Source organism: Solwaraspora sp. WMMA2065 (genome assembly GCF_030345075.1).
GTDB lineage: Bacteria > Actinomycetota > Actinomycetes > Mycobacteriales > Micromonosporaceae > Micromonospora_E.
The window spans coordinates 2,856,828-2,883,244 of sequence record NZ_CP128361.1; the positions used below are offsets into that span (position 1 = coordinate 2,856,828).

The window sequence follows — 26,417 nt, forward strand, 5'->3', positions numbered from 1 at the left end:
GCGGCTGACCCTGTGATCGGCGAACCGGACGGCACCAAGAAGACGGCGCCGCTGGCCCGCCGCAACCCGGTGGCGAAGCTCGCCGCCGCGCTGGTCTTCTCGGTGCTGCTGCTGGCCACCCTGGACCCGCTGGCGCCGGCCGTCGCGATCGCAGTCGAGCTCGCCGTGGTCCCGCTGTTCGGGCTGGGCTACCGTGCCCTGCTGCGCCGAATGGCGCCGCTGCTGCTGAGCGCCGCCGGTGTGCTGGTCACCCTGACGCTGTTCGCCGCCGAACGGACCGGCCCGGTGCTGCTCGCCGCCGGCCCGGTGCTGGTCACCAGCGGCGTACTGGTCACCGCACTCGGGCTGGCGTTGCGCCTGCTGGCCGTGGCGCTGCCCGGGGTGCTGGTCTTCGCCACCACCGACCCGACCGACCTGGCCGACGCCCTGGTGCAGAACGTCAAGGCCCCGCCCCGGTTCGCGATCGGGGCGCTCGCCGCGTTCCGGCTGGTGCCGATGCTGGCCGCCGAGTGGCAGCTGCTGGCGATGGCCCGCCGGGCCCGGGGCATCGACGCGGGCCGCAACCCGGTGCGCCGGCTCCGGTTGTTCGCGGCGACCGCCTTCGGGCTGCTGGTCCTGGCGATCCGCCGGGGCACCCGGCTGGCCACCGCGATGGACGCCCGGGGGTTCGACGCCGGCATCCCCCGGACCAGCGCCCGGCGGCAACGGTTCGGGGCGGCCGACGCGGCTCTGGTCGCCGGTGCCGCGATCGCAGCCGGAGGGTCGCTGGCGGTCAGTCTCGCCGCCGGGGTCTTCCGCCCGGTGATCGGCTGATCCTGGCCCGGCCACCCCCCCGGCACAAAGATCAGCAGGTCACGCCAGATGCCACAGATGCATACATGGCAACACCTTCACGACACGTGCGCCGCAACGACGGCAGCACGTCGCCTGCTGTTTCCCCACCTCCACGAGATTGACCGCGACAAAAGTTGATCTGGGAGGCGGAACAGGGATGGGACACCACCACCATCACCACCACGACCACGCAGCGAGCGGTGCCGACGTACCGGCACCGCTCGACCTGTCGGTGCCGGACGCCGAACTGTCGCCGACCGAGGCGTCCCGGCGTACCTTCCTGCGCAACGCCGGGCTGCTCGGAGCCGGCGCGGCCGCGTCGTCGGTGCTGGCCGGCGGACACGCCGCGCACGCCGCACCGGCCAACGACCACAGCGGCGGCACCGGCGGTGGCCAGGCCAACGACGGCGAGTTCGTCTGGCTGGCCGGCGACCACCACATCCACACCCAGTACAGCTCGGACGCCATGTACCGGGTGGTCGACCAGGCCAAGCACGCCCGCGCGTACGGTCTGGACTGGATCGTCATCACCGACCACGGCAACGCCACCCACTCCCGCATCGGGGTGGAGAAGGTCAACCCGGACATCGTCGAAACCCGCAAGGAAATCAAGGACCTGCTGATCTACCAGGGCCTGGAGTGGAACATCCCATCCGCCGAGCACGGCACGGTCTTCGTCCAGCCGGGGCCGAACGAGGTCGCCGTACTCAAGCAGTTCGAGACCGACTACGACGGTTCGGTGAACGGCACCAGCAGCCCGAGCCCGGCCAACGAGGCGCTCGCCATCGCCGGCATCAAGTTCCTCGGTGACGAGGTCCGCCGGCGCCGCATCGGCGGTGCGCTGTTCCTGGCCAACCACCCGTCCCGGCGGGGCGTCGACTCGCCGCACGAGGTGCGGGCCTGGCGCGACGCCGACCCGACCGTGGCGGTCGGTATGGAGGGCGCGCCCGGTCACCAGGCCTCCAGCCTGCCGGCACCAAACGGCCCGGGTCGTGGTCGCGGCTACTACGAGGGCAGCCCGTCGGCGGCGTCGTTCCCCGGCTACCCGTTGGAGAGCTACCGCACCTGGGGCGGGTTCGACTGGATGACCTCCACCGTGGGCGGGCTGTGGGACAGCCTGCTCGCCGAGGGCAAGCCGTGGTGGATCAGCGCCAACTCCGACTCGCACATCAACTACCTGGGTACGTCGATGCGCGGGCCGGACAGCGACTTCAACGCCAACGGCAAGTACAACGACCCGGTGTACGGGCCGCTGATCACCACCGCCGGTGACTTCTGGCCGGGCCAGTACAGCCGTACCCACGTCGGCGCGCAGGCGTTCGGCTACCGCGCCGTGATGGACGCCATCCGGGCCGGCCGGGTCTGGGTCGACCACGGCGGTCTGATCCGGGGCTTGGGCATGCGGGTCCGCCGGCTCAACGACCAGCGGCCGGGTGCCGGTGCTACCCTCGGCGGTACGTTGAAGATCAAGAGTGGTACGTCGGTCGTGGTGACCCTCGACATCGATCTGGCGACCGTGCCGAACTGGGCGCAGTTCGTGCCAAAGCTGGCTCGGGTGGACCTGATCGTCGGCGACGTCACCGGACCGGTCACCGACCAGGACGCCTTCACCGCCCCGACCACCCGGGTCGCCGCCTCGTTCGAGGTGCAGCCGGGCCGCAAGCGGGTGTCGTTCAGCTACCCGCTGGGCCGGGTGGACCGACCGATGTACGTCCGGGTCCGCGGCACCGACGGCAACCGCAGCGCGCCCGGTCTGATGGGTGCGGCGGTCGACCCGCACGGCCCGGCGATGGACGTGCTCGGCGACGCCGACCCGTGGCTGGACCTGTGGTTCTACGGCAACCCGATCTGGGTCCTGCCATCCTGACCGCCACCGCCGTGACAGTCATCGGAATCAGCCTGGGGCACGCCGACGACGCCGCCGCCGAACACTGGCTGCACGACGTCGTCGGCGTGGCCGACCTGCCCGACCTCGTCGCCTGCACCCATCTGGTGCGGACACCGAGGCCACACGTGGCGATCAGCCTGGCCGCCCCCGACGGGCTGCCCGACCTGCCCGCCACCCCGGCCGATCTGGTCCCGGCGGCGGAGCTCGCCGCCGACGAACACCGGGCCGGCCGGTCCGGGCGGGCAGTGCGCTACCCCGGGGTCGACCGTCTGGTCGGCACACTCACCGTCGCGGAGCTGCTCGAACTCAGCGCGATCGAGCAGGTCATCATGCTCGGCGGCGCGGTTCCGGAGCCGGAGACGCCGGTGCAGACCCGGGACTTCGTCCGGCCGCAGTGGATCAACGGAGTGCTCACGTTGATCACCACTCCGGTCGGACCGGGGCGGATCGGGCCGTTCGAGCTGCCCGACCCGACCCCGTGCTGCGCCGACAAGCACTGACCGTACGCCTCACCTATCCAGAATCACCTATCCAGCCTCCGGCGCTGGTCACATCCTGTGGCCAGCGCCGGAGGCAGTCTCATGCTCGACGGCCTTCCCTTGCCGGAGCCGCGAGGTGAGGCTGACGCACGTCATTTCGCGTTTTGAGGTGCGTCAGCCTCACCTCGCGGGCGGTGGAGTGGTGGTCAGTTCGCCGCACCGAGGGCACCAGCGACTCTTGACTCGGAATGAGAACAGCCCGGCGAGGAAACCGAGTAACGCCGCGCTGGTCAACGCGCAGATGTCCATGATCCTCATTGACTTCTCTATGAGTGGGGATGGTCGACGCCGTTGAGTGGCTGCCGGCGTTGCACCACGCCGGAGCGGATCAGGGCACTCTTGTAGACGCCGATCGCGGCCATCCGCCCGTCCCGCCCGGCCGACGTGATCGTGGCAAGGATGCCGACCACCGGGGAATCGGCGTCGTCCAGGCCGTACCGGATGTCGGAGACCCGGACCGTCATCGACCGGTCGCCGAACACCCAGTCGGCCTTGCCGAGATGCAGCGTGTCACCGACCCGCAGGAGTTCCCCGTCGGCCATCAGCCGTCCCGCCCGTCGTGGACGTACCCGTCCGGCCACAACCCGGCGTACTGCAACACCGCCCGCACCCGACGCGCCTTGACCTGATCCCAGCGGTCCAACACCGCCAACGCGCTGGTGAACGGCGGGCAGAACGCCGGCACGTCACACACCCGGCACTCGGCCAACCGGCTCGGCATGTGCTCGGCGACCGTCTCCCGCGCCCGGTCCAACACGTCGACGTCCGGCCGGTTCCGCATCGCCGCCGCCACCTCGTCCAGCACCGCCTGCTCGGCGTCGACGACCGGCCGTTCGGCGTCCGGCGCGGGTGCCACCGCACGCGTGGCCAGCAGCCGGAAACGTGAGTCCCGCCCGATGTCCGTCTGCCCCGGCGTCCGTCGCGGCAACGGCGGCCGGTCCGGCGTCGGACCCGCGTTGACCATGGGTTGTCGGGTCCGTTGATACCTGTTGTCGGGAACCTGGTTCCTGTTCACGGCTCTCTCCATCGCGGATCAAGGGCGTTTGAAGGATCTTTTGTGGACTCTTCCTGTATGGAGGGGATGCCGGGACCTCTGCGTCAGGTAGCCTAGGGACGTTTACAAACGTCCCAGGAGTGATCAACCATGAACACAGCGCTGCACGTGGCGATGAGCCGAACCGGCATGACACCCGCGACCCTGGCCGGCAAGGTCGGCGTCGACCCCAAGACCGTCGCCCGGTGGCTCGGCGGTCGCGTTCCTCACCCCCGCCACCGCTCGCAGGTCGCCCAGGCGCTGAGAGAAGATGAAGACGTGATCTGGTCCGGCTTGGTCAAACGCGGATACGACCGGGAAATCCGCGCCGCATGGCCGACACGCTCAGCCGTCCCCCGGGAACTCTGGAACGACCTCCTCCACCGCGCCACGTCCCGCATCTGGTGCGCCGGCTACACCTCCTACTTCCTCTGGACCGAGGTCCCCGGCATCACAGCCACCCTGCGCAACAAGGCCGCATCCGGGCTCGACCTGCGCTTCCTCCTCGGCCACAAAGACTCACCCGTCACCCGCGAACGCGAACGCATCGAGAACGCCGCCCTGTCGATCTCCACCCGCATCGACATCACCACCGCCGAACTGGCCAAGATCGAACCCACCCCACAGGTACGCCACACCGACCGCCACATCAGCCTGTCCGTCTGGATCTTCGACGACGAAGCCCTGGTCAGCACCCACCTCGCCGACCAACTCGGACACGCCTCCCCCACCCTGCACATCCGCCGCCGCGGCCCCGGCGGCCTGTTCGACCAGTACGCCGGCCACGTCGAGCACCTCTGGCAAGCAGCCCCCGCACCAGCACCGACCCCATGACAGACCAGGGCTGGACCAGCAGCTCAGACCCGTACCTCGTTGCACAGCAGCACGACGCGTGGTCCGCCGAGGCCGCCGGCCGGGGACGCGTCGGCACGCAACAGCTACTCGGCGTCGAGACCGTCGACGCGGACACACAGGTCAGACGCGCACTCGGACTCGCCGCCGGCGAACGAGCCGTCGTCCGCCGCCGCCTCATCCTCGAAGACGACCGGCCCGTCGAACTCGCCGACTCCTACTACCCGGAACCCATCGCCGCCGGCACCCCACTCGCCGAAAACCGCAAGATCAAAGGCGGCGCGGTACGGGTCCTCACCGACCTCAACCTCGCACCCCACCAGGTCACCGAACACGTCACCGCACGACGGCCGACCGACCACGAACAGGAACTCCTCGACATCCCCGCCGACGAGCCACTCCTCGTCCTCACCCGCATCAGCCGCGCCGCCACCGGCCAACCCGTCGAGTACGCCGTCATGCACACCGTGACCAGCCGCTCCACCGGCCACACCTACCAAATGCAGGTCCCACCCGCATGACCAACCAACCCGACCCCGCCGCTGCCAACGACGTTACGCGACCGCCAACGCCAGATCGCCGCCGACCTGCGCCGCCAGATCCTCACCGGCGAGTTCAAGCCCGGCGACAAGGTGCCCTCCACGGCCCAACTCTGCGAGCGGTACGGCGTCTCCAACCTCACCACCCAACGCGCGCTCAACATCCTCAAGAAGCAAGGATTCGTCCGTGGCGAGTCCGGCGTCGGCGTGTTCGTCACCGCCAACCAGCCGATCGCCGTCGAAGCGAACCACTACCCGGGCCGGCGAACCGATCGAAGTCACCGAGATGATCAAAAGCCGCCCACCGGCGCAAGGCCAGATACCTCCTGCCCGGACCAGACAAAGCCTAATCTCACCGCCCTCCCGCGACACTTACCAGACCGCCACCGAGGTAGTGGAGTTGGCCACGGCGAACTCCGCTTGGCGAACCGCAGCATGCGCACAACGGACAACCGCTCCCCCTTGCCGGAGACGACCGGGTACGCGACAATTTCCACATCGACCTGTCGTTAGGTATCCGGACGGAGGTGAGACAGCCACGCCGAGCCAGCAGCATCCGTTGAGGACAGACAACGCATCGATGTACGCAAGATTAGGTGCCGGAGTTGTGGTGAAATGTCGATTGCGGCAACCTCCGACACGCCCGGGATCCGGGGAGGTTGGCGGAAAGATCCCAAACTGCCCCCGAGCTGCGAAAACCAGTCTCATAGAGATCATCTGAGCCACTACCAAGATCATGATCAACAGAAGGTTGCCCTCCAGGCCCCCTGTTTGCCCAGGTCAGACCGCCCGACATTTCGGACACGGTCCCCGAGCACACGAAAACCGCGCCGGATTGAAACGAGCCGTAGCCCTTCCGTGGAAGGCCGTCTTGAGAGTCCCCGAGCACACGAAAACCGCGCCGGATTGAAACCCTCACGTGCGTTCGCACGATCCTTGCACCACACTGGTCCCCGAGCACACGAAAACCGCGCCGGATTGAAACCCGCCCGCATGAGAATGCAGGCATCCTTGCGGATACGGGCGGTCCCCGAGCACACGAAAACCGCGCCGGATTGAAACTGCGATGGCGGTAGTGCCTGCGGCTGTTTTGATGTGGTCCCCGAGCACACGAAAACCGCGCCGGATTGAAGCCGCCGTACCGCGTGTCGTTGGTCGACGCGTCGTGTCCCCGAGCACACGAAAACCGCGCCGGATTGAAACCCTGCGCAAGCCCGTCCGCCGTACGACGCTGCACGCGAGTCCCCGAGCACACGAAAACCGCGCCGGATTGAAACATGGTGGCTCGAAGGTGATACTTGCTTCGTACCTGTCGTCCCCGAGCACACGAAAACCGCGCCGGATTGAAACAGCATGACTTCGTCGGTGACGACGGAGGTTGCGTCCAGTCCCCGAGCACACGGAAACCGCGCCGGATTTAAACTGAGATTGAGTCGCGGAGCAGTACGGTTCTTCGGGTGTCACCGAAACCGGAACCATGGACACGAGTCCGGCGTAGACCAAATCTCGGTCTGTGACGGTGCTGCCGCTATCCGGAGCGAAGGCCAGGCTTCCCGGAGTAGCCGACGAGATCGGCCGTACCCATGGCTGCGTTCACTTCACGCGCAACGGGCGCGAGTACATGGTGCTGATCTCGAATGAGGGCCTTTCAGTCGCTGGAGGCGACCTCGAACTGTTTCCTCCTGAACGGCCGGGGGTGAGGGGACCGACTCCGCTGACCCCGTCACCCCACTCGGCTCGCGACCGTCAGCGACGACCGGTGACGATGTACTGCAGTTTGAGCTCGTGATCGGGTGCCACGCCGAACCGTTGATCGAGTTCGTAGATCGAGGTCAGCGGTACGGCCGCGACATCACGCAGACCGGCCCGCTCCAGCACCGCCACGGTCTGGTCGATGGACTTCGCGGTGGCCAGCGGCAGCGCCGAGCGCACCGCACTGTCGTAGTGGTCGGCGAAGTTCTCCGAGGCGTTGTCCAGCCCGTCAGGGAACCAGGTGCTGTCGACCACGGCGACGGTGCCGCCGGGGCGCAGCAGGCGTACCCAGTTGGCCACGGCAACCTGCGGCTCCCGCAGCGTCCACATCAGGTAACGGCTGGTCACCGCGTCGAAGCTGGCCACCGGGAAGTCCGGTGCGACGGCGTCGCCGTACGCGATGACCGGGCCGTCGGGCATCGCGGCGGCGTGGTGCCTGGCCCGCTCCAGCATCCCCTCGGACAGGTCGATGCCGGTGACCCGGTGGCCGAGGCCGGCCAGCACGATGGCCGCCTGCCCGGTGCCGGTGCCGACGTCGAGCACGTCCAGCGGTGCCGGCGGCAGTGCCGCCGCCCAGACCTGCGACCAGGCCTGCTGGTCGACGGCGAACCGCTCAGGGCGCTGCACGTACTCGTCGTAGCCCGGCGCCCGGCCGGTCCAGTACGCGTTGATCCGGTCTTGTACGGCCGTCATGCCGCGGTCCTCTCCTCGGTCGCCTCGTGTGGGCGGAACAGCAGGTGGATGGCTCCGTCGAGGTCCAGCCGCCGGATGCCGATCCCGTAGACCGGTTCGAGCACCGCCGGGTCGAGCACCTCGTCCGTGCTGCCGGCGGCCGCCACCTGGCCGTCGCCGAGCAGCACCAGGTCGTCGCAGTAGCGGGCGGCCAGGTTCAGGTCGTGCAGTACGACGATGGAGCAGGTGCCGAGGTCCCGCACCAGTTGCAGGACCTCGTGCTGGTAGCGGATGTCCAGGTGGTTGGTCGGCTCGTCGAGCAGCAGATGGGTGGCCTGCTGGGCGAGAGCGCGGGCGATCAGCACCCGTTGGCGTTCGCCGCCGGACAGCCCGGCGAACGCGCGGGCACCCAGGTGGGCGGCACCGACCCGGGCCAGGCACCGGGCCACGATCTCGTGGTCGGCCCGACTGGTCCGTTGGAACGTCGACAGGTGCGGACCCCGGCCCAGCAGCACCAGCTCGGCCACGGTCAGCGCGGTGTCCGCGCCGCCGGCCTCCTGCACCACCACGGCCAGCCGGCGGGCGACCTCCCGCGACGGCAGGCTGGCAAGTTCGTCCCCGTCCACCACGACCCGCCCGGCACCACCACCACTACGCCCGGCACCGCCACCACCACTACGCCCGGCACCGCCGCTGCGCAGGGCACCGTGGAGCAGGCGCAGCAGGGTGGTCTTGCCGCTGCCGTTCGGGCCGATCAGCCCGAGGACCCGGCCCGGTCGGGCGGTCACGCTGACCCCGTCGATCACCGGGTTGGCGCCGTAGCGCCAGGAGACCTCGGTCGCGGTGATCACGACTCGGCCTGGAAGTGCTGCACAATCCGTTCAAGTCCGTCGATGGACAGTGGGGTCGGCGGCTCGGTGAAGTTGAACAGCTGGGTCAGCACGTCGCCGTTGCGCACGGCGGCCAGGTTCTCCGCCCCGGGCAGCCCGGTCAGGCCCTGTTCGACGGCGGCCGGGTCGCCGTCGCTGTACAGCAGGACCAGCACGTCGGGGTCGCGGCCGAGCAGTTCCTCCACGGTGACTTCGAAGACCCGTTCGGGTACGTCGTCGAAGACGTTGCGGAACCCGGCCGCCTCCAGCTGCGGGTGCGCCATGCTGGCGGTGCCGTACGCGTAGGTGACACCGCCGCCGACGGTCGGGTACAGCACCGCGGCCGTACGGCCGGAGCCCGCCTCGGCCTGGGCCTGCACCTGCGCCATCCGCTCTTCCAGCGCGGTGACCGCCGCAGCCGCCTCGTCGGCCCGGTCGAACACCTCGCCGTAGGTCCGCATCTGAGCGTAGATGTCGTCGAAGGTCGGCACCGCCGTGCTTCCCGGGCACATCGCCGGCTCCTCGAGCAGCGGGATGTCCACCGCCGACAGCGTGTCCCGGGACAGGTTGTCCACCTCGCCGAGCACCAGGTCCGGCTGTTGGCTGATCACCACTTCCTTGGAGATCTGCAGGTGGCCGCTGGTGTCGGTCTTGTCGGTCAGCAGCGGGACGCGGTCCAGCTCGGACAGGGTCGCCTCGTCGTAGTACTCCGCCGGGTACTGCCCTGCCCGGGCGGTGACCCGGTCCATCACGCCGAGCGCGTGCAGGTACGGCACGGCCGCGCTCTTGAGCAGCACGACCCGTTCCGGCGCGGCGTCGAAGGTGACGTCGACGCCGCAGTTGGTGACGGTCACCGGGTAGCCGTCGGCCGCGTCCGGGGTGGGGTCGGCACCGGCTTCGCCGCATCCGGCGGCGAGCAGCACGGCGGCGGAGACCGCCGCGACGGCGGTGGTACGGCTTGTCCTCATGGTGCTCCTCGACTGTTCGGCAAACTCGGGGGCCCAGTTGGACCCGGTGCTCGGGCAGGCCCGGTGGTCACCCGGACGCGGCGTGCAGGCGGCGGATCAAAACCAGCAGGAAGGGTGCGCCCAGCAGCGCGGTGATGATCCCGATCGGGATCTCCTGGGGGGCCAGCAGGACCCGGGCCAGCACGTCGGCCCAGACCAGCAGGATCGCGCCGAGCAGGGCGGCCACCGGCACCACCCGTACGTGTGGCGCGCCGACGAGCCGCCGGGCCAGGTGGGGCACGACGAGGCCGACGAAGCCGATGCTGCCGGCGGCGGAGACCAGCACGCCGACGCTCAGCGAGACCAGCACCAGCAGGCGCAGTCGGAACCGGTCCGGTGACACGCCGAGGGTCTGCGCGGTCTCGTCGCCGATGGCGAGCACGTCCAGTCGCCGGCCGACGATTGTCAGGTACCCGGTCGTCCCGACCAGCACGACGGCGGCCACCGCCAGCAGCGCGTCCCAGCGGGCCAGCCCCAGCGACCCGAGCAGCCAGAACATCACCGATCGGGCACCCTCGGCCGACCCGGAGGCGAAGATCAGGAAACTGGTGGTGGCGTACAGCGCGTAGCCGACGGCGACTCCGGACAGCAGCAACCGGATCGAGGTGACCCGGCCGCCGCTACGGGCGATCAGGAAGACCAGCAGCGACGCGGCGAGGGCGCCGATGAAAGCGCTGGCGGACAGGGCGTACTGGCCGAAGCCGGCACCGGCCCCGAACAGGATCGCCGCCGCCGCGCCGCTGGACGCTCCGGAGTTGATGCCGAGCAGGTACGGGTCGGCGAGCACGTTGCGGACCATCGCCTGCAACGCCACTCCGCACACCGCCAGCCCGGCACCGACGAGCATGCCGAGCAGCACCCGGGGCAGCCGGACCTGCCAGACGATGGCCTGCTCCGGAAGGCTCCAGGTCGCCTCAACGGGCAGTCCGACGAGTTGGTTGCCGATGATGGCGGCGACGGTCGTCGGGGCGATCCCGATGGCACCGGAGCCGACCGCCACAACGGCGGTGGCCACCAGCCCGACGGTCAGCGCGACCAGCCAGATCCCGGTCCGGCGGCGCTGTGCGGCGACGCCGAGCAGGTCGCTGCGGGCTGCCGACAGGGTGGCCGCCGCCATCGCCCCACCCCCGTACGCCGATCTGTTGCTCTTGCAAAGTTATGGCAAAAGCTAGCAGCAAGATCAGCGGATCCGGAAGGCGGTGAGGCACTGTTCACCTCGGCGTCGGTCAGCTGCGCCGGAACTGGTAGTTGCGGCCCTTGCCGGCGCGCTGACCGCGACCGGCGAGCCGGTCCGGGCGGGCGCTCCTGGTCTGCGGGCCGGAGCCCGGCGCGAGCGCGCGGGCAGCGCGCCGACCCTCGGCGGGCAGCGCGTCCTCAGGCAGCGCGACCTCGGGCAGATCGATCTCGGACAGAGCGACCTCGGGCAACGCGAGGTCACTCGGGGCGTTGTCGGGCACGGTGAACCGGGGCGTCGTCGTGTCTTGTTCTGGTCGTTGCGCCATGCGGGAAAGACCTCCTGGCTGCGAACCGCCACGCGAACCCGCGGCGGTGACGGGTGAGATGCGGGAGGCGGGCGCCGCAGTCACCGACGACGGTCCACGATGACGGGACCAGCCAGCCGGAGACGCCGTGACGCCCGCAGTGTCGACCGGCGGCGGGAACCCGCACGGCACGGATCGACGGCGACCGCCGAGCGGTCGCGGCACTGCGAAAAAGAGGGCGTCAGAAGCGCATGACCGTCACGCTAACCGGTGCGGTCCCCCGGCGCACCCGGTTTTCCAGACAGCCCGGCGGCGCGCCGGGCCGGGTCGCGTTCAGCCCTGCGGGGCCACCGGGTTGGGCAGGGCGCCGCCGAACCGGCGGTCCCGCTGCGCGTACAGCTCGCAGGCGTACCACAGGTGCCGCCGGTCGAAGTCCGGCCAGAGGGTGTCCAGGAAGACCAGCTCGGCGTAGGCCGACTGCCAGAGCATGAAGTTCGACGTCCGCTGCTCGCCGGACGGACGCAGGAACAGATCCACCTCGGGCACTTCCGGGTGGTAGAGGTAGCGGGCCAGCATCTTCTCGTTGACCCGGGCCGGGTCGACCTTGCCGGCCGCGACGTCCCGGGCGATCGCCGCCGCCGCGTCGGCGATCTCCGCCTGGCCGCCGTAGTTGACGCAGAACTGCAGGGTGAGCGTGCTGTTGTGCCGGGACATCTCCTCGGCGGTCTGCAGCTCGGAGATCACGCTCTTCCACAGCCGGCCCGCCCGCCCGGACCACACCACCCGTACCCCCAGGTCGACCAGCTGGTCGCGGCGACGGCGGATGACGTCACGGTTGAAGCCCATCAGGAAGCGGACCTCGTCCGGCGAGCGGCGCCAGTTCTCCGTCGAGAAGGCGTACGCCGACAGGTACGGAATCCCCAGCTCGATCGCGCCTTCCACGGTGTCGAACAGCGAGAACTCCCCCTGCTCGTGCCCCTTGGTGCGGGGCAGACCACGGTCCTTGGCCCACCGGCCGTTGCCGTCCATCACGATCGCCACGTGGTCGGGCAGCGCCTGCTTCGGCAACGCCGGTGGCCGGGCCCCGGACGGGTGCGGAGTGGGTGCCACCGGCGGGCGCAGGCCCCTGCCCTTGGTCATGGTTGCGTCTCCTGGGAACGGTCGACCAGCGGCAGCGAGCGTAACCCGCGCTCCAGATGCCACTGCAGGTGCGCCGCCACCAGCCCGCTGCACTCCCGTCGGGTGGCCGGTTCCGACGTGTCCGCCACCTGCCAGTCGCCGGTGGCCAGGGCGGCCATCAGGTCGATGGTGGCCGGGGCCGGGTGGGCCGCGCCGGGTGGTCGACAGTCCGGGCAGACACACCCCCCGGCCGGTACGGAGAACGCCCGGTGCCGGCCTTTGGTGCCGCACACCGCGCAGTCGCGCAGCGCCGGCGCCCAGCCGGCGAGGGCCATCCCACGCAGCAGGTACGCGTCGAGCACCAGGGTGCCGGCGTGGTCGCCCTCGGCCAGTGCCCGCAGCGCGCCGAGGGTGAGCTGGAACAGCCGCAGCGACGGTTCCCGCTCCACCGGGGTGAGCCGCTCGGCGGTTTCGACGATCGCGCTGGCGGCCGTGTAGCGCGGGTAGTCGGCCAGGAACCGTTTGCCGTACAGGTGCAGCCCCTCGACCTGGCTGACCGTGTGCAGTGAGCTACCGGGCCCGTCCGGGTTCCCGGCGATCTGCAGGTCGACGTGGCCGAACGGCTCCAGCCGGGCACCGAACCGGGAGGTCGTCCGGCGTACCCCCCGGGCCACCGCCCGCAGCCGGCCGTGCCGGCGGGTCAGCAGGGTGATGATCCGGTCGGACTCGCCCAGTTTCTGTACGCGGAGCACCACCGCGTCGTCGCGGTAGAGCTGGCGGCGGTATCCGGGCACCCGGTCATTGTCCCGCGCCGACCGGGCGTGCCGGCGACCGGCCCTGATGCGGACTCAGGGTCGCGATCCGGGACAGATCCGTGGCCGTGCCGGATGTGCCCCGCCGGTGGCGCTCGTAGCGTCACCGGCATGACTCGCGCCCGTACCACGACCACCGCACTCGCCGCCGCGTCGACCCTCGCGCTGCTGGCCGTCGCCTCGGCCGCGTGCGCACCGCTTGCCTGGCACCAGGAGGACTTCGACGACACCGAGACGGTCCCGATCACCGCCGTACGGATCGTGGAATCCGGCGACGGGGACGTGCTGGTGCGGACCCGGCCCGGTGACACGGTCGAGATCCAGCGGGTCGTCCGCTACCAGCGCTCCGAGCCGGGTCGGACCTACCGGATTGACGGGACGGTGCTCGAACTGGACACGTCGTGCGGCTGGCGGTGCGACGTGTCGTACGACATCGTCGCGCCCCCGGGCGTCTCGGTCGAGGGTGAGAACGGCTCCGGCCAGCTGATGCTGTTCGACGTGTCGGACGTGTCGGTCCGGGTCGGATCGGGGAGCATCACCATCGACCGGGCTACTGGTCGGGTGGACGCGCGGACCGGTTCCGGCGGCATCACCGCGTACCGGCTGTCCGGTCCGGCGGAGCTGCACACCGGTTCCGGCTCCATCGACGGCCGCGATCTCAGCGGCGATGGCGTGGTCGCGACCACCGGCTCCGGGAAGGTGGCACTCACCCTTGACGACCCGGGTCCGGTGCGCGCCGAGACGTCCAGTGGGTCGGTGCACGTCACCGTGCCCGCGGGTAGCTACCGGATCCGTACCGAGACCGGATCCGGATCGGCCGACGTACGGGTGCCGGACGATCCGGACGGCGAGCATCTGATCGACGCACGGACCGGCAGCGGGAGCATCACCATCGATCGCAACCGGGACTGATCAGGAGAACCTCCCGAAGACACCAGGTCAGAAGCCCAGTTTGCGCAGCTGCCGGGGGTCACGCTGCCAGTCCTTGGCCACCCGGACGTGCAGGTCGAGGTAGACCCGGCTGCCGAGCAGCTCCTCGATCTCCTTGCGGGAGCGGGTGCCGACGTCGCGCAGCCGGCTACCGCCGGCGCCGATGACGATCGCCTTCTGACTCGGCCGCTCGACGTAGATGTCAGCGTATATCCGGATCAGCGAATCCTCTGGGAGCATCTCCTCGACGATCACCGCGATCGAGTGTGGCAGCTCGTCCCGTACGCCCTCCAGCGCGGCCTCCCGGATCAGCTCGCCGATCAGCACCTGCTCGGGCTCGTCGGTGAGCATGTCGTCCGGGTAGAGCCGGGGAGATTCGGGCAGGTGGCCGGTCATCACGTCGACCAGGGTCTGCACCTGGTGGCCGGTGGCGGCGCTGACCGGCACCACGTCGGCGAAGTCACCCAGCTCGCTGACCGCGAGCAGCTGCTCGGCGAGTCGGTGCCGGTCGACCAGGTCGGTCTTGGTGACCACCGCCACCACCGTCGCCTTGAGCTCGGCGATCTCCCCGGTGATGAACCGGTCGCCCCGGCCGACCGGCTCGTCGGCCGGGATACACAGCCCGATCACGTCGACCTCACTCCAGGTCTGGCGGACCAGGTCGTTGAGGCGTTCGCCGAGCAGCGTCCGCGGCCGGTGCAGCCCCGGGGTGTCGACCAGGACCAGCTGCGACTGCGGCTGGTGCAGGACGCCCCGGATCACGTGCCGGGTGGTCTGCGGCTTGCTGGAGGTGATCGCGATCTTCTGCCCGACGATCGCGTTGGTCAGGGTCGACTTGCCGGCGTTCGGGCGGCCGACGAAACAGGCGAAGCCGGCCCGGAAGGTTTCCAGCGGAGACGATCCGCGCGAGCTCACTGGCGTACCGTGCCGAGCAGTGTGCCGTCCGGGGCAGCGACGTGGACCGGGGCGTCGGTGGCCAGGTCCCGCACCACCGCGTGCCCGGCACCATCCAAGGTGGAGGCTTCGGTGACCACGGCGGCGGCCTCCAGCCGGGTGGCTCCGGACGCGACGGCCGACGCGACCGCCAGCTGCAACGCGGTCAGCGTCAGCGACGGCAGTGCGACGTTAGCGCCGGCGTAGGTACGCCCGTCCTGGTCCCGTACGGCGGCGCCCTCAGCCGCCCCGATCCGGGCCCGGGCGCTGCGGGCCAGCACGACCAGCTTGCTGTCCTCGGCGCTGAGCTGCGGCTCCGGCTCCGACCCGGTCGGCGTGGCCGACGGCGACTCAGGCATCTGCGTGCTGCCTTTCCTCTGCTCTGGCATGACGGTGGTCCTTGCCGTCGGCGGTGTGCTCGGCCGACGGCTCGGCCGGCTGGTCGACGGTCCGACGTACCAGGACGGTGTCCACCCGGTTGCGCCGGCCGGTGGTGCCCTCGGCGACCAGCCGGAGGCCGGCGACGGTGACCTCCGCACCGGGGATCGGCACCCGGCCGAGCAGGTGGGCCATCAACCCGCCGACCGTCTCGACCTCGTCGTCGGAGATCTCCACGTCGAACAGCTCGCCGAGGTCCTCGACCGGCAGCCGGGCGGTCACCCGGACCCGGTCGTCGTCGAGTCGTTCGACCGGCGGCCGCTCGACATCGTACTCGTCGGTGATTTCCCCGACGATCTCCTCCAGGATGTCCTCGATGGTGACCAGTCCCCCGGTGCCGCCGTACTCGTCGACCACGATCACCAGGTGGGTACGGGCGGCCTGCATCTCGGAGAGCAGGTCGTCCACCGGCTTGGACTCCGGCACGAACGTCGCCGGGCGCATCAGCTCGACCACCGGGACCTCGTCGCTGCCCGGCCCGACCGCGTGGGCCCGACGGACCACGTCCTTGAGGTAGATGATGCCCACCACGTCGTCGACGTTGCCGCCGATCACCGGGATCCGGGAGAAGCCGGACCGCAGAAACAGCGCCAGTGCCTGGCGCAGCGTCTTGTGCCGTTCGATCCACACCATCTCGGTCCGCGGCACCATCACCTCGCGGGCGATGGTGTCGCCGAGCGCGAACACCGAGTGGATCATCTGGCGCTCGCCGTGCTCGACGACACCGCGCTGCTCGGCGAGGTCGACGAGCTCCCGCAGCTCGATCTGGGTGGCGAAGGGGCCTTCCCGGAAGCCCTTGCCCGGGGTCACCGCGTTGCCGATCAGGATCAGCAGCGAGGCCAGCGGGTTCAGGGCGCGGCCCAGGCCGCGGACCAGCGGCGCGGTCGCCCGCGCCACGACGAAGGCGTGCTGGCGACCGATCGTACGCGGACCGACGCCGACCACCACGAAGCTGACCACGGTCATCGCCCCGGCGGTGACCAGTGCCGCCGTCCAGCCGGCGCCGAAGGTGTCGACGGCGACCAGCGCGACCAGGGTGGTGGCGGTCAGCTCGCAGAGCAGCCGGAGCAGCAGTAGCAGATTGACGTGCCGGACCGCGTCCGCGGCGACGATCTGCAGGGCCCGGGCGGAACGGCTGCCGTCGCGGGCCAGCTCGGCGGCCCGGGCCGGCGAGACGACGACCAGCGCCGCCTCGGTCATCGCGATGATTCCGGCCAGCACCACCAGACCGGCGGCGATGACCAACAGTTGCAGGTCCGGCAGCCCGGTGGCTGTCGCAGCGGCGGCCAGCGGGGTGCCGGTGGTATGGCCAGAGTTCACGTGGCCCGGGCTTCCTTCCAGCTGTAGAGCAGGCGAGCCTGCAACTCGAACATCTCACGTTCCTCGTCCGGCTCGGCGTGGTCGTAGCCGAGCAGGTGCAGCACCCCGTGCACGGTGAGCAGGTGCAGCTCGTCGGCGGCGGCGTGCCCGGCGGTGGCCGCCTGCTTGGCGGCCACCTCCGGGCAGAGCACGATATCGCCGAGCAGGCCCGGCTCGTCCGGGCTCGACTCGCCCGGACCGTGGTCGACGCTGCCCTCGTCCATCGGGAAGGCGAGCACGTCGGTCGGCCCGTCGCTGCCCATCCAGCGGTGGTTGAGCTCGGCCATGTAGTCCTGGTCGACCAGCAGCACCGACAGCTCCGCGAGCGGGTTGACGCCCATCTCGTCCAGCGCGTGACGGGCGACGGCGAGCACCGCGTCGGTGTCGACGTCGATTCCGGACTCGTTGGCGATCTCGATGGACACGTGTCTCTCCCGAAGCTCTATCGGCGCCGGTTCGCCCGGCCACCGTGGGCGGTCCGGCCCTGGACCGCGTGGACGCCCTGATTCTGCTGTGCCTCGCGGTCGGCGTCCCACCGGGCGTACGCGTCGACGATGTCGCTGACCAGCCGGTGGCGCACCACGTCGGTGCTGGACAGCTGCGCGAAGTGCACATCGTCCAGGCCGGTGAGGATGTCCCGCACGGTACGCAGCCCGCTGGAGGTGCCACCGGGCAGGTCGACCTGGGTGATGTCGCCGGTGACCACGATCCGGGAACCGAAGCCGAGCCGGGTCAGGAACATCTTCATCTGCTCGGCGGTGGTGTTCTGCGCCTCGTCGAGGATGATGAAGGCGTCGTTGAGGGTGCGACCCCGCATGTAGGCCAGCGGCGCGACCTCGATGGTGCCGGCCGCCATCAGCTTCGGGATGGAGTCGGGGTCGAGCATGTCGTGCAGCGCGTCGTAGAGCGGACGCAGGTAGGGGTCGATCTTCTCGTAGAGCGTGCCGGGCAGGAAGCCGAGCCGCTCACCGGCCTCGACCGCCGGCCGGGTCAGGATGATCCGGTTGACCTGCTTGGCCTGCAGTGCCTGCACCGCCTTGGCCATCGCGAGGTAGGTCTTGCCGGTGCCGGCGGGGCCGATGCCGAAGACGATGGTGTGCGCGTCGATCGCGTCCACGTACCGCTTCTGGCCCAGGGTCTTGGGCCGGATGGTCCGCCCGCGCCGGGAGAGGATGTTGAGGGTGAGCACGTCGGCGGGGCGCTCACTGCCGCCCTGCGCCAGCATGCCGACGGTACGCCGGACCGCGTCGGTGGTCAGCGTCTCGCCCTTGGCGATGAGCTCGAGCAGCTCGCTGAACAGCCGCTCGGCGACCGCGTTGTCCGACGGCACACCGGTGATGGTGATCTCGTTGCCGCGTACGTGGACGTCGCTGGCGAGGGACTGCTCGACCAGCCGCAGGATCTCGTCGCCTGCGCCGAGCAGGTTGACCATGATCTGCTGGTCCGGGACGGTGATCCTGGTCTGCACCCGGGCCTGCCCGGGAGGTGGAGTGCCGGTCATGGGTCGGCCTGACGGCCTTTCGCACCTGCTTCCATTTCAGCGCCCCGACCCGGTCGGCCGTGGCGGGCGGACTTGCTGCCATCGTATCCGCTCAACGCCCGGCGCAGCGGCTCCATTTCCGCCGGTTGTCACCGGGACAGCAGCGGACCGAGCGGTGCTCCGCCGAGCACATGGGCGTGCACGTGGAACACCTCCTGACCGGCGTACCGGCCGGTGTTGAAGATCAACCGGAAGCCGTCCGCAGCGAGCCCTTCGGCCTGCGCCACTGCGGCCGCCGTGGCCAGCAGCTCGCCCGCGACGGCGGGGTCGGCCGTGGCAAGCGCGGCGACGTCGGGGTGGTGCTGCTTCGGTATCACCAGTACGTGGGTGGGTGCCTGCGGGTGGAGGTCCCGGAACGCGACCGTGTTGACCCCGTCGTACAGCAGGGTGGTCGGCAGTTCCCCGGCGGCGATCCGGCAAAAGACACAGCTGTCGCTCACCCGACGGATGGTAGCGGTGACCGGGGTCCGGCCGGTCCACCGCCGCGCCACCAGCGCCTCAACCACCGCGCTACCAGCGGTCCAGCCGACCGGAGAGCAGGGCGAGTGCCGCGACACCGGCGGTCGACGTCCGCAGCACCGCCGGGCCGAGCCGCACCGGCCGGGCCCCGGCGTCGACGAAGGTGGCCAGCTCGGCGTCGTCGATCCCGCCTTCCGGCCCCACCACCAGCAGCACCGACCCGGTGGTCGGCAGGTCGGCGACGGCCAGCCGCTGCTGCGCCGACTCGTGCAGGACGAAGCTGGCGGCCGACGCCGCGCACCGGGCGGCGACCGCGTCGGTGGGCTCGGCCGGCTGCTGGTCGGACCCGCCGATCGTCGGCAGCCACGGCCGGCGGGCCTGTTTGGTGGCCTCCCGCGCGGTGCCGACCCATCGTTGCCGGGCGCGGGCACCACGGTCGTCGCGCCAGCGGGTCACCGAGCGGGCGGCCGCCCACGGGACGATCTCGTCAACCCCGACCTCGGTCATCGCCTGCACCGCCAGCTCGCCCCGGTCGCCCTTGGCAATGCCCTGCGCCACCACCAGCCGGGGGTCGGCGGCGCTGACCTGCCCGGTGTCGGTGATCCGCAGGTCGAGCTGGTGCCGGCCGACGGCCTCGACCACCGCGTCGGCGACACCGCCGCGCCCGTCGGCGAGCCGCAACCGCTCACCCGGGCGCAGCCGGACCACCGTGGCGGCGTGGTGGCCCTCCGGCCCGTCGAGGGTGTGACCCGGCCCGGTCGGCAGGCGCTCGACGAGAAACAGTGGGGCGCTCACGTCGGATCGGTTCTCCGCTGCTGCTCGGCGGCCGGCGTCGGGTCAGCCGTGGCCGTTGAACGCGTCGCGCATCCGGGAGAAGAACCCGCCCTGCTTGGTCAGCTCGGCGACCTCCTCGCCCCGGGCCTTGGCGAACTCCCGCAGCGTCCGCTCCTGCTCCGCGTCGAGCTTGGTCGGGGTACGCACGTCGAGGTGCACGTAGAGGTCGCCGCGGCCGGTGCCGCGCAGATGCGGCACGCCGCGCCCACGCAGCCGCAGGGTGGCACCCGGCTGGGTGCCCGGCTTGACGTCCACCGGCTCGTCGCTGTCCAGGGTCCGGATGGTCAGCCGGGTGCCGAGCGCCGCGGCGGTCATCGGCACGGTGACCCGGCAGTGCAGGTCGTCACCCTTGCGGGAGTAGACGTCGTGCGGCCGCTCGTGGATCTCGACGTACAGGTCACCGGCGGTGCCCCCGCCCGGCCCGACCTCGCCCTGCTGGGCCAGCCGGATCCGCATCCCGTCCTCCACCCCGGCGGGGATCTTGACGGTCAGCGAACGTCGGGTCCGCACCCGGCCGTCGCCGGAACAGGTGGTGCAGGGGTGCGGAATGACGGTGCCGTAGCCCTGGCAGGCGACGCAGGGCCGGGACGAGACCACCTGGCCGAGGAAGGTCCGTTGCACGGACTGCACCTCGCCGCGCCCGCCGCACGCCTCGCAGGTCGCCAGGTGGGTGCCGGCCGCGGTGCCCGCGCCGGAGCATGTGGTGCAGATCACCGCAGTGTCGACGGTGATCGGCGCCTCGACGCCGAACGCGGTGTCGGTCAGATCGAGCTCGAGGCGCAGGATCGCGTCGGCGCCGGGGCGGGTCCGCGACCGGGGCCCACGGGAGCCGGCCGCCGCCCCGAAGAAGGCGTCCATGATGTCCTGGAAGCCGACGAAGGGCCCGGCCCCGCCGGGGCCGCCGCCGGGCGCGCCGCCGGGTGCCAACGGGTCGCCACCGAGATCGACGATCTGCCGCTTCTGGTCGTCGGAGAGCACCTCGTACGCGGCGTTGATGTCCTTGAACTTGTCAGCCGCCACCGGATCCGGATTGACGTCCGGATGGTACTGCCGGGCCAACTTGCGGTAGGCCCGCTTGATGTCGTCAGCGGAGGCGTCCCGGCTCACGCCGAGAATCCCGTAGTAGTCCTTGGCCACTGCGTCTGGTGTCCTCATGTGTCAGTCTCGCATGTGCAGTTCGCCGGGTCGTATTGATCCTGCCCGCCGGTCAGTTCTGCGCCAGCAGATCGCCGACGTAGCGTGCCACGGCGCGAACCGTGGCGATGGTGCCGGGGTAGTCCATCCGGGTGGGCCCCAGCACGCCGAGGCCACCGACCATGACAGTGCCCGGACCGTAACCGGTGCTGACCACGGATGCGGCCCGCAGATTGTCGATTTCGTTCTCGTCGCCGATGCGGACCCGCAGGGTGCTCGGCTCCACCTCGCCGATCAGTTTGAGCAGGACGACCTCCTCCTCCAGTGCCTCCAGTATCGGGCGCAGGGAGCCCTGGAAGTCGAGTAGTCCCCCTCTGGCCAGGTTAGCGGTCCCGGCCAGGGCGAGGCGTTCCTCGTGCCGCTCGACCAGCGTCTCCAGCAGGACCGTCGAAAGCGTGGTCATCGCCGGTCGCAGGTCCGCTGGCACCTCGTCGACCAACGCCTGGACCAACGGCGGGGTGTCGGAGAGCCGACAACCGTCGAGCTTCTCGTTGGCCAGCCGACGCAGGTCGGTCACGTCGTCGGCACTGATCGGGGCCGGCAGCTCCACCAGTCGCTGCTCGACCCGGCCGGTGTCGACGATCAGGACCAGCATCAGCCGAGTGGTCGAGATCGGCACCAGTTCCAGGTGCCGGACCGACGACCGGGCCAGGCTCGGGTACTGCACCACCGCGACCTGGCGGGTGAGCTGGGCGAGCAGCCGGACGGTGCGGTGCACGACGTCGTCGAGGTCGACGGCGCCGGCGAGGAAACGTTCGATCGCCCTGCGCTCGGCCGGGCTGAGCGGTTTCACCCGGGACAGCCGGTCGACGAACAACCGGTAGCCACGGTCGGTCGGGACCCGCCCGGCGCTGGTGTGCGGCTGCCGGATGTAGCCCTCCTCCTCCAGCACCGCCATGTCGTTACGGACGGTCGCCGGTGACACCCCGAGCTGGTGCCGCTCGACCAGCGCCTTGCTGCCGACCGGCTCCTGGGTGGCGACGTAGTCCTCGACGATCGCCCGGAGCACGTCGAGTTTGCGGTCGTCGAGACCCATCTGCACCTCCTCCGCTGACACCGGTCGGACCGGTCCGAGGCTACGGTCCCGGCCGTCACGGCGGCCGCTGGGTGGCCGGACCGACGACGGACGCCGTTGCTGGCACTCGCCGGTTGTGAGTGCCAGCATACGTCGATCGGGCCGGGCCGGCGATGATCAGTTCGCCGGGCGGGGGCGTACCGGGCGATATGTCACCAAACGCACTCACCCTGTCGGATCGGGCGGTTCGCTCGGGCTCGGATCGGTCGGCCGGCGGGCATCGTAAGGCCGGCCGGCCAACCCAGCGCAAGCCGACCGACCAGCGGAGACGGCCTACCCGGACGGGAAATTCGTCGGCGGGGCTAACTGGCGCGGCTTGATCCCTCCCCCTACCGTGTCGGGCATGACTGAACCACCTCGCCCACCAGGGGAGTACGGTCCCGGCGGCATGCCGCAGGACCCCAACTCCCCGCCGCCACCTCCAGCGTCCTACTCGATGCCGGGCGAGGCCTCCTCTCCCGGATACCCCCCGCCGCCCGGCGGCGCGAGCCCGCCCCCCGGCGGATACCCCCCGCCCGGCGGTTTCCCGCCCGGCGGTCCGGCGTACGGAGGTCAACCCCCGTCCGGCTACGCCACCAACGACGACAAGACCTGGGCGCTGATCGCCCACTTCGGTGGCGCCCTGGGCGCGTTCATCAGCTTCGGACCGCTCGGTTTCGTCGGCCCGCTGATCGCCTACCTGGTCAAGGGTCAGCAGTCACCGGCCGTACGGGCGCATGCGCTGGCCGCGCTCAACTTCCAGATCCTCTGGTCGGCGATCGCCTTCGTGCTGCTCTTCGTCAGCTGGTGCCTGTTCTTCATCCCCAGCCTGGTGGTGTTCGCGATCCAGATCATCTTCGGGATCATCGCGGGCGTGAAGGCCAACGAGGGAACGCTGTACAAGTACCCGATGTCCGCCAACTTCATCAAGTGACGCCGCTCGCCCCCGGATCCGTACCGGCTCCGGGGGCGTCACCGGTGGTGACAACGGGCCACCCACGGAAGGTCGCCCAGCAGCGGTTTCACGGCAGCAGGTCACGGACGATCGCGTCGGCCAGCAGCCGGCCACGCAGGGTCAGTACCGCCTGCCCGGCAGTGAGCGCTTCGGGGTCGAGTAGTCCGTCGTCGCCGGCCCGCCGGGCCGCGACCCGGCCGGCCGGGGCCAGGCGCGCCAGCGGCAGCCCGCTGGCCAGACGCAGCCCCAGCATCACCTCTTCGAACTGCTGCTCGGTGTCGGTGAGTAGTTCCCGGCCGTGGCCGGGCGACCGTCCGGCGGCCAGCCGCTCGGCGTACGACCGGGGATGCCGCACGTTCCACCAGCGGACCCCGCCGACGTGGCTGTGCGCCCCCGGCCCGAGCCCCCACCAGTCGCCGCCGGTCCAGTACAACAGGTTGTGCCGGCACCGGCCGGCGTCCGACCGTGCCCAGTTCGACACCTCGTACCAGTCGAATCCGGCGCCGCTCAGGGCCGACTCGGCGGCGAGGTAGCGGTCGGCGGCGACGTCGTCGTCGGGGTACGGCAGTTCGCCGCGCCGCATCCGGGCCGCCAACCGGGTGCCGTCCTCGACGATCAGCGCGTACGCGCTGACGTGGTCCACCCCGGCCGCCACCACCGCCGCCAGCGACTCGTCGAAGTCCGCCGCGCTCTCCCCCGGCGTACCGTAGATCAGGTCGAGATTGACGTGCTCGAACCCGGCCTCCCGGGCCTCTCGGGCGGCGGTGACCGCGCGGCCCGGCGCGTGCCGGCGGTCCAGCACGGCGAGCACCGCCGCCGCGGTCGACTGCATGCCGAGCGACACCCTGGTGTAGCCGGCGGCGCGCAGCGCCCGCAGCGACGCCGGCGTCACCGACTCGGGGTTGGCCTCGGTGGTGACCTCCGCGTCGGCGGCCAGCCCCCAGGTGGCGTCGATCGCGTCGAGCAGCCGGGCCAGTGCGTCGGCGGGCAGCAGACTCGGCGTGCCGCCGCCGACGAAGACCGTGTCCACCTGCCGAGGCGGCCGGTCAGCCAGGACCTTCGCGGCCAGCTCCAGCTCGGCCAGCACGGCGTCCAGGTACTCCCCGACCGGTGCGCTGCCGCCGAGTTCGGCAGGCGTGTACGTGTTGAAGTCGCAGTAGCCGCAGCGGGTGGCGCAGAACGGCACATGCAGATAGACCCCGAAGCCGCGCCGGCCGCTACGGGCGAGCGCGGATGGCGGTAGCGCCCCGTCGGCGGGCACCGGCGTACCGGCGGGTGGTGCTCCTGGCATGGGACTAGTGTGCCGGCATGGATGAGCCCCGACCCACCAGGTCCGCGCAGCCACTGATCCGCACGGCCACCGCCGCCGGGATCACCACCCTGACCCTGGACAGCCCGGGCAACCGCAACGCGCTGTCCACCCCGCTGATGACCGACCTGCTCGCCGCGTTGTCCGCAGCGGTCGCCGACCCGCAGGTCCGGGTGGTGGTGCTGAGCCACACCGGGCCGGTCTTCTGCTCCGGTGCCGACCTGAAGGAGACCGCTGAGGCGTACGCGACCCGGCAGGTGCCGGTCGGGATGCTCGGCGACGTACTGGCGGCGATGTGGGAATGTCCCAAACCGGTGGTGGCCCGGGTCGGCGGCCCGGCCAGGGCCGGCGGGCTGGGGCTGATCGCCGCGGCCGACATCGCGATCTGCGACGCGGCGGCCACCTTCGCCTTCACCGAGGTACGGCTCGGAGTGGTCCCGGCGGTGATCTCCGCCACCGTGCTGCGCCGGCTGCAGCCACGGGCGGCGGCGCAGCTGTACCTCACCGGTGAACCGTTCGACGGTGCCCGGGCGGCGCAGATCGGTCTGGTCAGCGCCGCCGTACCGGCCGGGGAGCTGGACGCCGCGGTGACGGCGAGCTGCGCCGCGCTCGTCCGGGGCGCTCCGGGCGCCCTGGCCGGCACCAAGCAGCTGCTCCGGCGCACTCCGCCGACGGACATCCGGGCCGAGACGGCCGAGCTGCGCGAGCTCTCCACCGGATACTTCCTCTCCGACGAGGGCCGCGAGGGCGTACGGGCGTTCCGCGACAAACGCGACCCGAGCTGGCTGCCGGGACGGTGAGCACGGATACTCGCCCCGAAACGGGGTAAGTCCGGCGTACGGGGCCGAGGCGTACGGCGTAAGGGTCGGGTACGGCAAGCGCGCGGGGCCCTCTCCCGCTGGACGACACAACCGTCCCTGGTGTACCAAAGGTCCCAGCAATACGCGTGGGGGTGACGGTGCGGGCTCGGACGGTGCTGGTGCTGGTCGCCGTGCTGGCGGCAATCGCCCTGTTGGGCGGGGTCGGCCTGGGCCGGTGGATCGGCGATTTCGCGTTGCCCGGTGGTTATCGGGGTTGCACCGTCGAGCTGCCCGATTCCATGCCCGGGGCCGGCGACGGCCAGTTGCGCCGGGTGACGCTCGATCCGGAGCAGATGGCGAACGCCGCCACCATCGCGGCGATCGGAGTGCAGCGCGGGCTGCCGCCGCGTGCCGTGGTGGTGGCGCTGGCGACCGGGTTCCAGGAGTCCAAGCTGCGCAACCTGACCGGCGGTGACCGGGACTCGGTCGGATTGTTCCAGCAGCGACCCAGCCAGGGGTGGGGCACGGTCGAACAGATTCGCGACACCAGGTACGCGACGAACGCGTTCTACGCCGGCCTGGAACGGATCCGGGGCTGGCAGGACATGCGGGTCACCGACGCCGCCCAGGCGGTCCAGCGGTCGGCCTTCCCCGAGGCGTACGAGAAGTGGACCGACGAGTCGCAGGTGCTCACAGCCGCGCTGCTCGGCGAGGCCACCGGCGCGGTCGCCTGCACGGTGACCCAGGATCCGGTGATGCGGGGTGCCGAGGCGACGGCGGCGCTCACGGACGGTCTGCGGCTGGACTGGGGCGGGCTGGAGTCGCTGCTGCCGGGACCGACCACGCCGTCACTGAGCGTTCCGGCAGAGAACACACAGGCCGGGTGGCGATATGCGCACTGGCTGGTTTCCCATGCCACTGATCACGGCGTCAAAAGGGTCACGTTCGGCGATCAGGAATGGACTGCGGAAGGCGGCAGTTGGTCGTCGATTTCCGGCAGTGAGATCGAGACCGGGCGGGTGATGGCGGAGGTCTTCGCCTGACGTCGACAACTGCCCCCTGGTTGCACATCTTAACTGACAGTTAGCGCAACATGCGGCAAATTATACAATCCGGACATCTCGCACGATGCTCCTGTACCGAAAGTGCGTGCCCCGACACCTCACGTGCGATCAACTGTGGCCGACCACACGGCCCGCGAATTGCTGACAATCG

29 protein-coding genes and 1 CRISPR repeat array are annotated in these 26,417 nt (G+C 70.8%); of the genes, 10 read left to right on the top strand and 19 right to left on the bottom strand.

The window, feature by feature from the left end:
- The first annotated feature begins 12 nt into the window (after nt 1–12).
- The 3 genes from O7610_RS12875 (at nt 13) to O7610_RS12885 (ending at nt 3,222) form a co-directional block, all read left to right on the top strand.
- Nucleotides 13–813: an energy-coupling factor transporter transmembrane component T family protein gene (locus O7610_RS12875; RefSeq protein WP_281550981.1), complete on the top strand. Its 801-nt coding sequence runs from the start codon at nt 13–15 to the stop codon at nt 811–813.
- Nucleotides 814–991: 178 nt separating this feature from the next.
- Entirely contained in the window at nt 992–2,701 is a 1,710-nt protein-coding gene (locus tag O7610_RS12880) for a PHP domain-containing protein (RefSeq protein WP_289213366.1), read from the top strand.
- An 11-nt stretch (nt 2,702–2,712) separates the two neighbouring features.
- Nucleotides 2,713–3,222 carry a hypothetical protein gene (locus O7610_RS12885; RefSeq protein WP_281550983.1) on the top strand — a complete coding sequence of 170 codons (510 nt, stop codon included), beginning with the start codon at nt 2,713–2,715 and terminating at the stop codon, nt 3,220–3,222.
- A gap of 305 nt (nt 3,223–3,527) precedes the next feature.
- Here O7610_RS12885 and O7610_RS12890 read toward each other — a convergent pair whose 3' ends face one another.
- Together O7610_RS12890 and O7610_RS12895 are read right to left on the bottom strand one after the other, a co-directional pair.
- Nucleotides 3,528–3,803: a hypothetical protein gene (locus tag O7610_RS12890; protein WP_289213367.1), complete on the bottom strand. Its 276-nt coding sequence runs from the start codon at nt 3,801–3,803 to the stop codon at nt 3,528–3,530.
- Nucleotides 3,803–4,276, bottom strand: coding sequence for a hypothetical protein (locus O7610_RS12895; RefSeq protein ID WP_289213368.1), 474 nt, complete (start codon nt 4,274–4,276; stop codon nt 3,803–3,805). Before O7610_RS12895 ends, O7610_RS12890 begins: the two co-directional genes overlap by 1 nt.
- Nucleotides 4,277–4,405: 129 nt before the next feature.
- Between O7610_RS12895 and O7610_RS12900 the strand changes: the two genes are divergently transcribed.
- From O7610_RS12900 to O7610_RS12910, 3 genes are all read left to right on the top strand, one after another.
- Nucleotides 4,406–5,128, top strand: a complete 723-nt coding sequence (locus tag O7610_RS12900; RefSeq protein WP_289213369.1) for a helix-turn-helix domain-containing protein — start codon at nt 4,406–4,408, stop codon at nt 5,126–5,128.
- On the top strand, nt 5,125–5,667 hold the full coding sequence (locus tag O7610_RS12905; RefSeq protein ID WP_289213370.1) for a GntR family transcriptional regulator: 543 nt from the start codon (nt 5,125–5,127) through the stop codon (nt 5,665–5,667). Before O7610_RS12900 ends, O7610_RS12905 begins: the two co-directional genes overlap by 4 nt.
- A gap of 78 nt (nt 5,668–5,745) precedes the next feature.
- On the top strand, nt 5,746–6,198 hold the full coding sequence (locus O7610_RS12910) for a GntR family transcriptional regulator (protein WP_289213616.1): 453 nt from the start codon (nt 5,746–5,748) through the stop codon (nt 6,196–6,198).
- Between the two features lie 293 nt (nt 6,199–6,491).
- Nucleotides 6,492–7,108: direct repeats of the CRISPR family, unit length 36 nt; unit sequence GTCCCCGAGCACACGAAAACCGCGCCGGATTGAAAC.
- 323 nt (nt 7,109–7,431) lie between these two features.
- Here O7610_RS12910 and O7610_RS12915 read toward each other — a convergent pair.
- The 7 genes from O7610_RS12915 to recO form a co-directional block, all read right to left on the bottom strand.
- Entirely contained in the window at nt 7,432–8,130 is a 699-nt protein-coding gene (locus O7610_RS12915; protein WP_289213371.1) for a class I SAM-dependent methyltransferase, read from the bottom strand.
- On the bottom strand, nt 8,127–8,960 hold the full coding sequence (locus tag O7610_RS12920; RefSeq protein ID WP_289213372.1) for an ABC transporter ATP-binding protein: 834 nt from the start codon (nt 8,958–8,960) through the stop codon (nt 8,127–8,129). The genes O7610_RS12915 and O7610_RS12920 overlap by 4 nt, the downstream gene beginning before the upstream one ends.
- On the bottom strand, nt 8,957–9,946 hold the full coding sequence (locus O7610_RS12925) for an ABC transporter substrate-binding protein (RefSeq protein ID WP_289213373.1): 990 nt from the start codon (nt 9,944–9,946) through the stop codon (nt 8,957–8,959). Before O7610_RS12925 ends, O7610_RS12920 begins: the two co-directional genes overlap by 4 nt.
- 67 nt (nt 9,947–10,013) lie before the next feature.
- Nucleotides 10,014–11,102, bottom strand: a complete 1,089-nt coding sequence (locus O7610_RS12930; protein WP_289213374.1) for a FecCD family ABC transporter permease — start codon at nt 11,100–11,102, stop codon at nt 10,014–10,016.
- Between the two features lie 109 nt (nt 11,103–11,211).
- Nucleotides 11,212–11,487 carry a hypothetical protein gene (locus O7610_RS12935; RefSeq protein WP_289213375.1) on the bottom strand — a complete coding sequence of 92 codons (276 nt, stop codon included), beginning with the start codon at nt 11,485–11,487 and terminating at the stop codon, nt 11,212–11,214.
- A gap of 312 nt (nt 11,488–11,799) precedes the next feature.
- Nucleotides 11,800–12,606 carry an isoprenyl transferase gene (locus O7610_RS12940; RefSeq protein WP_281550996.1) on the bottom strand — a complete coding sequence of 269 codons (807 nt, stop codon included), beginning with the start codon at nt 12,604–12,606 and terminating at the stop codon, nt 11,800–11,802.
- Nucleotides 12,603–13,379 (bottom strand): DNA repair protein RecO, encoded by a 777-nt coding sequence (gene recO, locus O7610_RS12945; protein ID WP_281550997.1) that lies wholly within the window; start codon nt 13,377–13,379, stop codon nt 12,603–12,605. Before recO ends, O7610_RS12940 begins: the two co-directional genes overlap by 4 nt.
- Before the next feature lie 129 nt (nt 13,380–13,508).
- Here recO and O7610_RS12950 point away from each other — a divergent pair, with 129 nt between their 5' ends.
- Nucleotides 13,509–14,309, top strand: a complete 801-nt coding sequence (locus O7610_RS12950) for a DUF4097 family beta strand repeat-containing protein (protein ID WP_289213376.1) — start codon at nt 13,509–13,511, stop codon at nt 14,307–14,309.
- Between the two features lie 27 nt (nt 14,310–14,336).
- Here O7610_RS12950 and era read toward each other — a convergent pair whose 3' ends face one another.
- The 9 genes from era to hrcA form a co-directional block, all read right to left on the bottom strand.
- Complete coding sequence (gene era, locus O7610_RS12955; RefSeq protein WP_289213377.1) at nt 14,337–15,242, bottom strand: GTPase Era; 906 nt, start codon at nt 15,240–15,242, stop codon at nt 14,337–14,339.
- Nucleotides 15,239–15,619, bottom strand: coding sequence for a cytidine deaminase-like protein (locus tag O7610_RS12960; protein ID WP_289213378.1), 381 nt, complete (start codon nt 15,617–15,619; stop codon nt 15,239–15,241). The genes era and O7610_RS12960 overlap by 4 nt, the downstream gene beginning before the upstream one ends.
- A complete protein-coding gene (locus tag O7610_RS12965; protein WP_289213379.1) occupies nt 15,612–17,018 on the bottom strand; it encodes a hemolysin family protein in 1,407 nt (468 codons plus the stop codon). Before O7610_RS12965 ends, O7610_RS12960 begins: the two co-directional genes overlap by 8 nt.
- Nucleotides 17,015–17,482, bottom strand: a complete 468-nt coding sequence (gene ybeY, locus O7610_RS12970; protein WP_278170664.1) for an rRNA maturation RNase YbeY — start codon at nt 17,480–17,482, stop codon at nt 17,015–17,017. The genes O7610_RS12965 and ybeY overlap by 4 nt, the downstream gene beginning before the upstream one ends.
- A gap of 17 nt (nt 17,483–17,499) precedes the next feature.
- The gene (locus O7610_RS12975; protein ID WP_281551002.1) at nt 17,500–18,558 is read right to left on the bottom strand and encodes a PhoH family protein; all 1,059 of its coding nucleotides are present in this window, start codon (nt 18,556–18,558) and stop codon (nt 17,500–17,502) included.
- Nucleotides 18,559–18,686: 128 nt separating this feature from the next.
- Nucleotides 18,687–19,037: a histidine triad nucleotide-binding protein gene (locus tag O7610_RS12980; RefSeq protein WP_281551003.1), complete on the bottom strand. Its 351-nt coding sequence runs from the start codon at nt 19,035–19,037 to the stop codon at nt 18,687–18,689.
- 70 nt (nt 19,038–19,107) lie between these two features.
- Nucleotides 19,108–19,851 carry a 16S rRNA (uracil(1498)-N(3))-methyltransferase gene (locus tag O7610_RS12985; protein WP_281551004.1) on the bottom strand — a complete coding sequence of 248 codons (744 nt, stop codon included), beginning with the start codon at nt 19,849–19,851 and terminating at the stop codon, nt 19,108–19,110.
- A gap of 42 nt (nt 19,852–19,893) precedes the next feature.
- A complete protein-coding gene (gene dnaJ, locus O7610_RS12990; RefSeq protein WP_281555662.1) occupies nt 19,894–21,027 on the bottom strand; it encodes a molecular chaperone DnaJ in 1,134 nt (377 codons plus the stop codon).
- Nucleotides 21,028–21,097: 70 nt separating this feature from the next.
- Nucleotides 21,098–22,120 (bottom strand): heat-inducible transcriptional repressor HrcA, encoded by a 1,023-nt coding sequence (hrcA, locus tag O7610_RS12995; protein WP_289213380.1) that lies wholly within the window; start codon nt 22,118–22,120, stop codon nt 21,098–21,100.
- Between the two features lie 382 nt (nt 22,121–22,502).
- Here hrcA and O7610_RS13000 point away from each other — a divergent pair, with 382 nt between their 5' ends.
- The gene (locus O7610_RS13000) at nt 22,503–23,072 is read left to right on the top strand and encodes a DUF4870 domain-containing protein (RefSeq protein ID WP_281551006.1); all 570 of its coding nucleotides are present in this window, start codon (nt 22,503–22,505) and stop codon (nt 23,070–23,072) included.
- Between the two features lie 88 nt (nt 23,073–23,160).
- Here O7610_RS13000 and hemW read toward each other — a convergent pair whose 3' ends face one another.
- Complete coding sequence (gene hemW / locus O7610_RS13005; RefSeq protein WP_281551007.1) at nt 23,161–24,384, bottom strand: radical SAM family heme chaperone HemW; 1,224 nt, start codon at nt 24,382–24,384, stop codon at nt 23,161–23,163.
- 17 nt (nt 24,385–24,401) lie between these two features.
- On the opposite strand from hemW, the gene O7610_RS13010 reads away from it, so the two are divergent.
- Entirely contained in the window at nt 24,402–25,202 is an 801-nt protein-coding gene (locus tag O7610_RS13010) for an enoyl-CoA hydratase-related protein (protein ID WP_281551008.1), read from the top strand.
- Between the two features lie 152 nt (nt 25,203–25,354).
- Nucleotides 25,355–26,245: a hypothetical protein gene (locus O7610_RS13015; RefSeq protein WP_475051923.1), complete on the top strand. Its 891-nt coding sequence runs from the start codon at nt 25,355–25,357 to the stop codon at nt 26,243–26,245.
- Nucleotides 26,246–26,417: the final 172 nt, after the last annotated feature.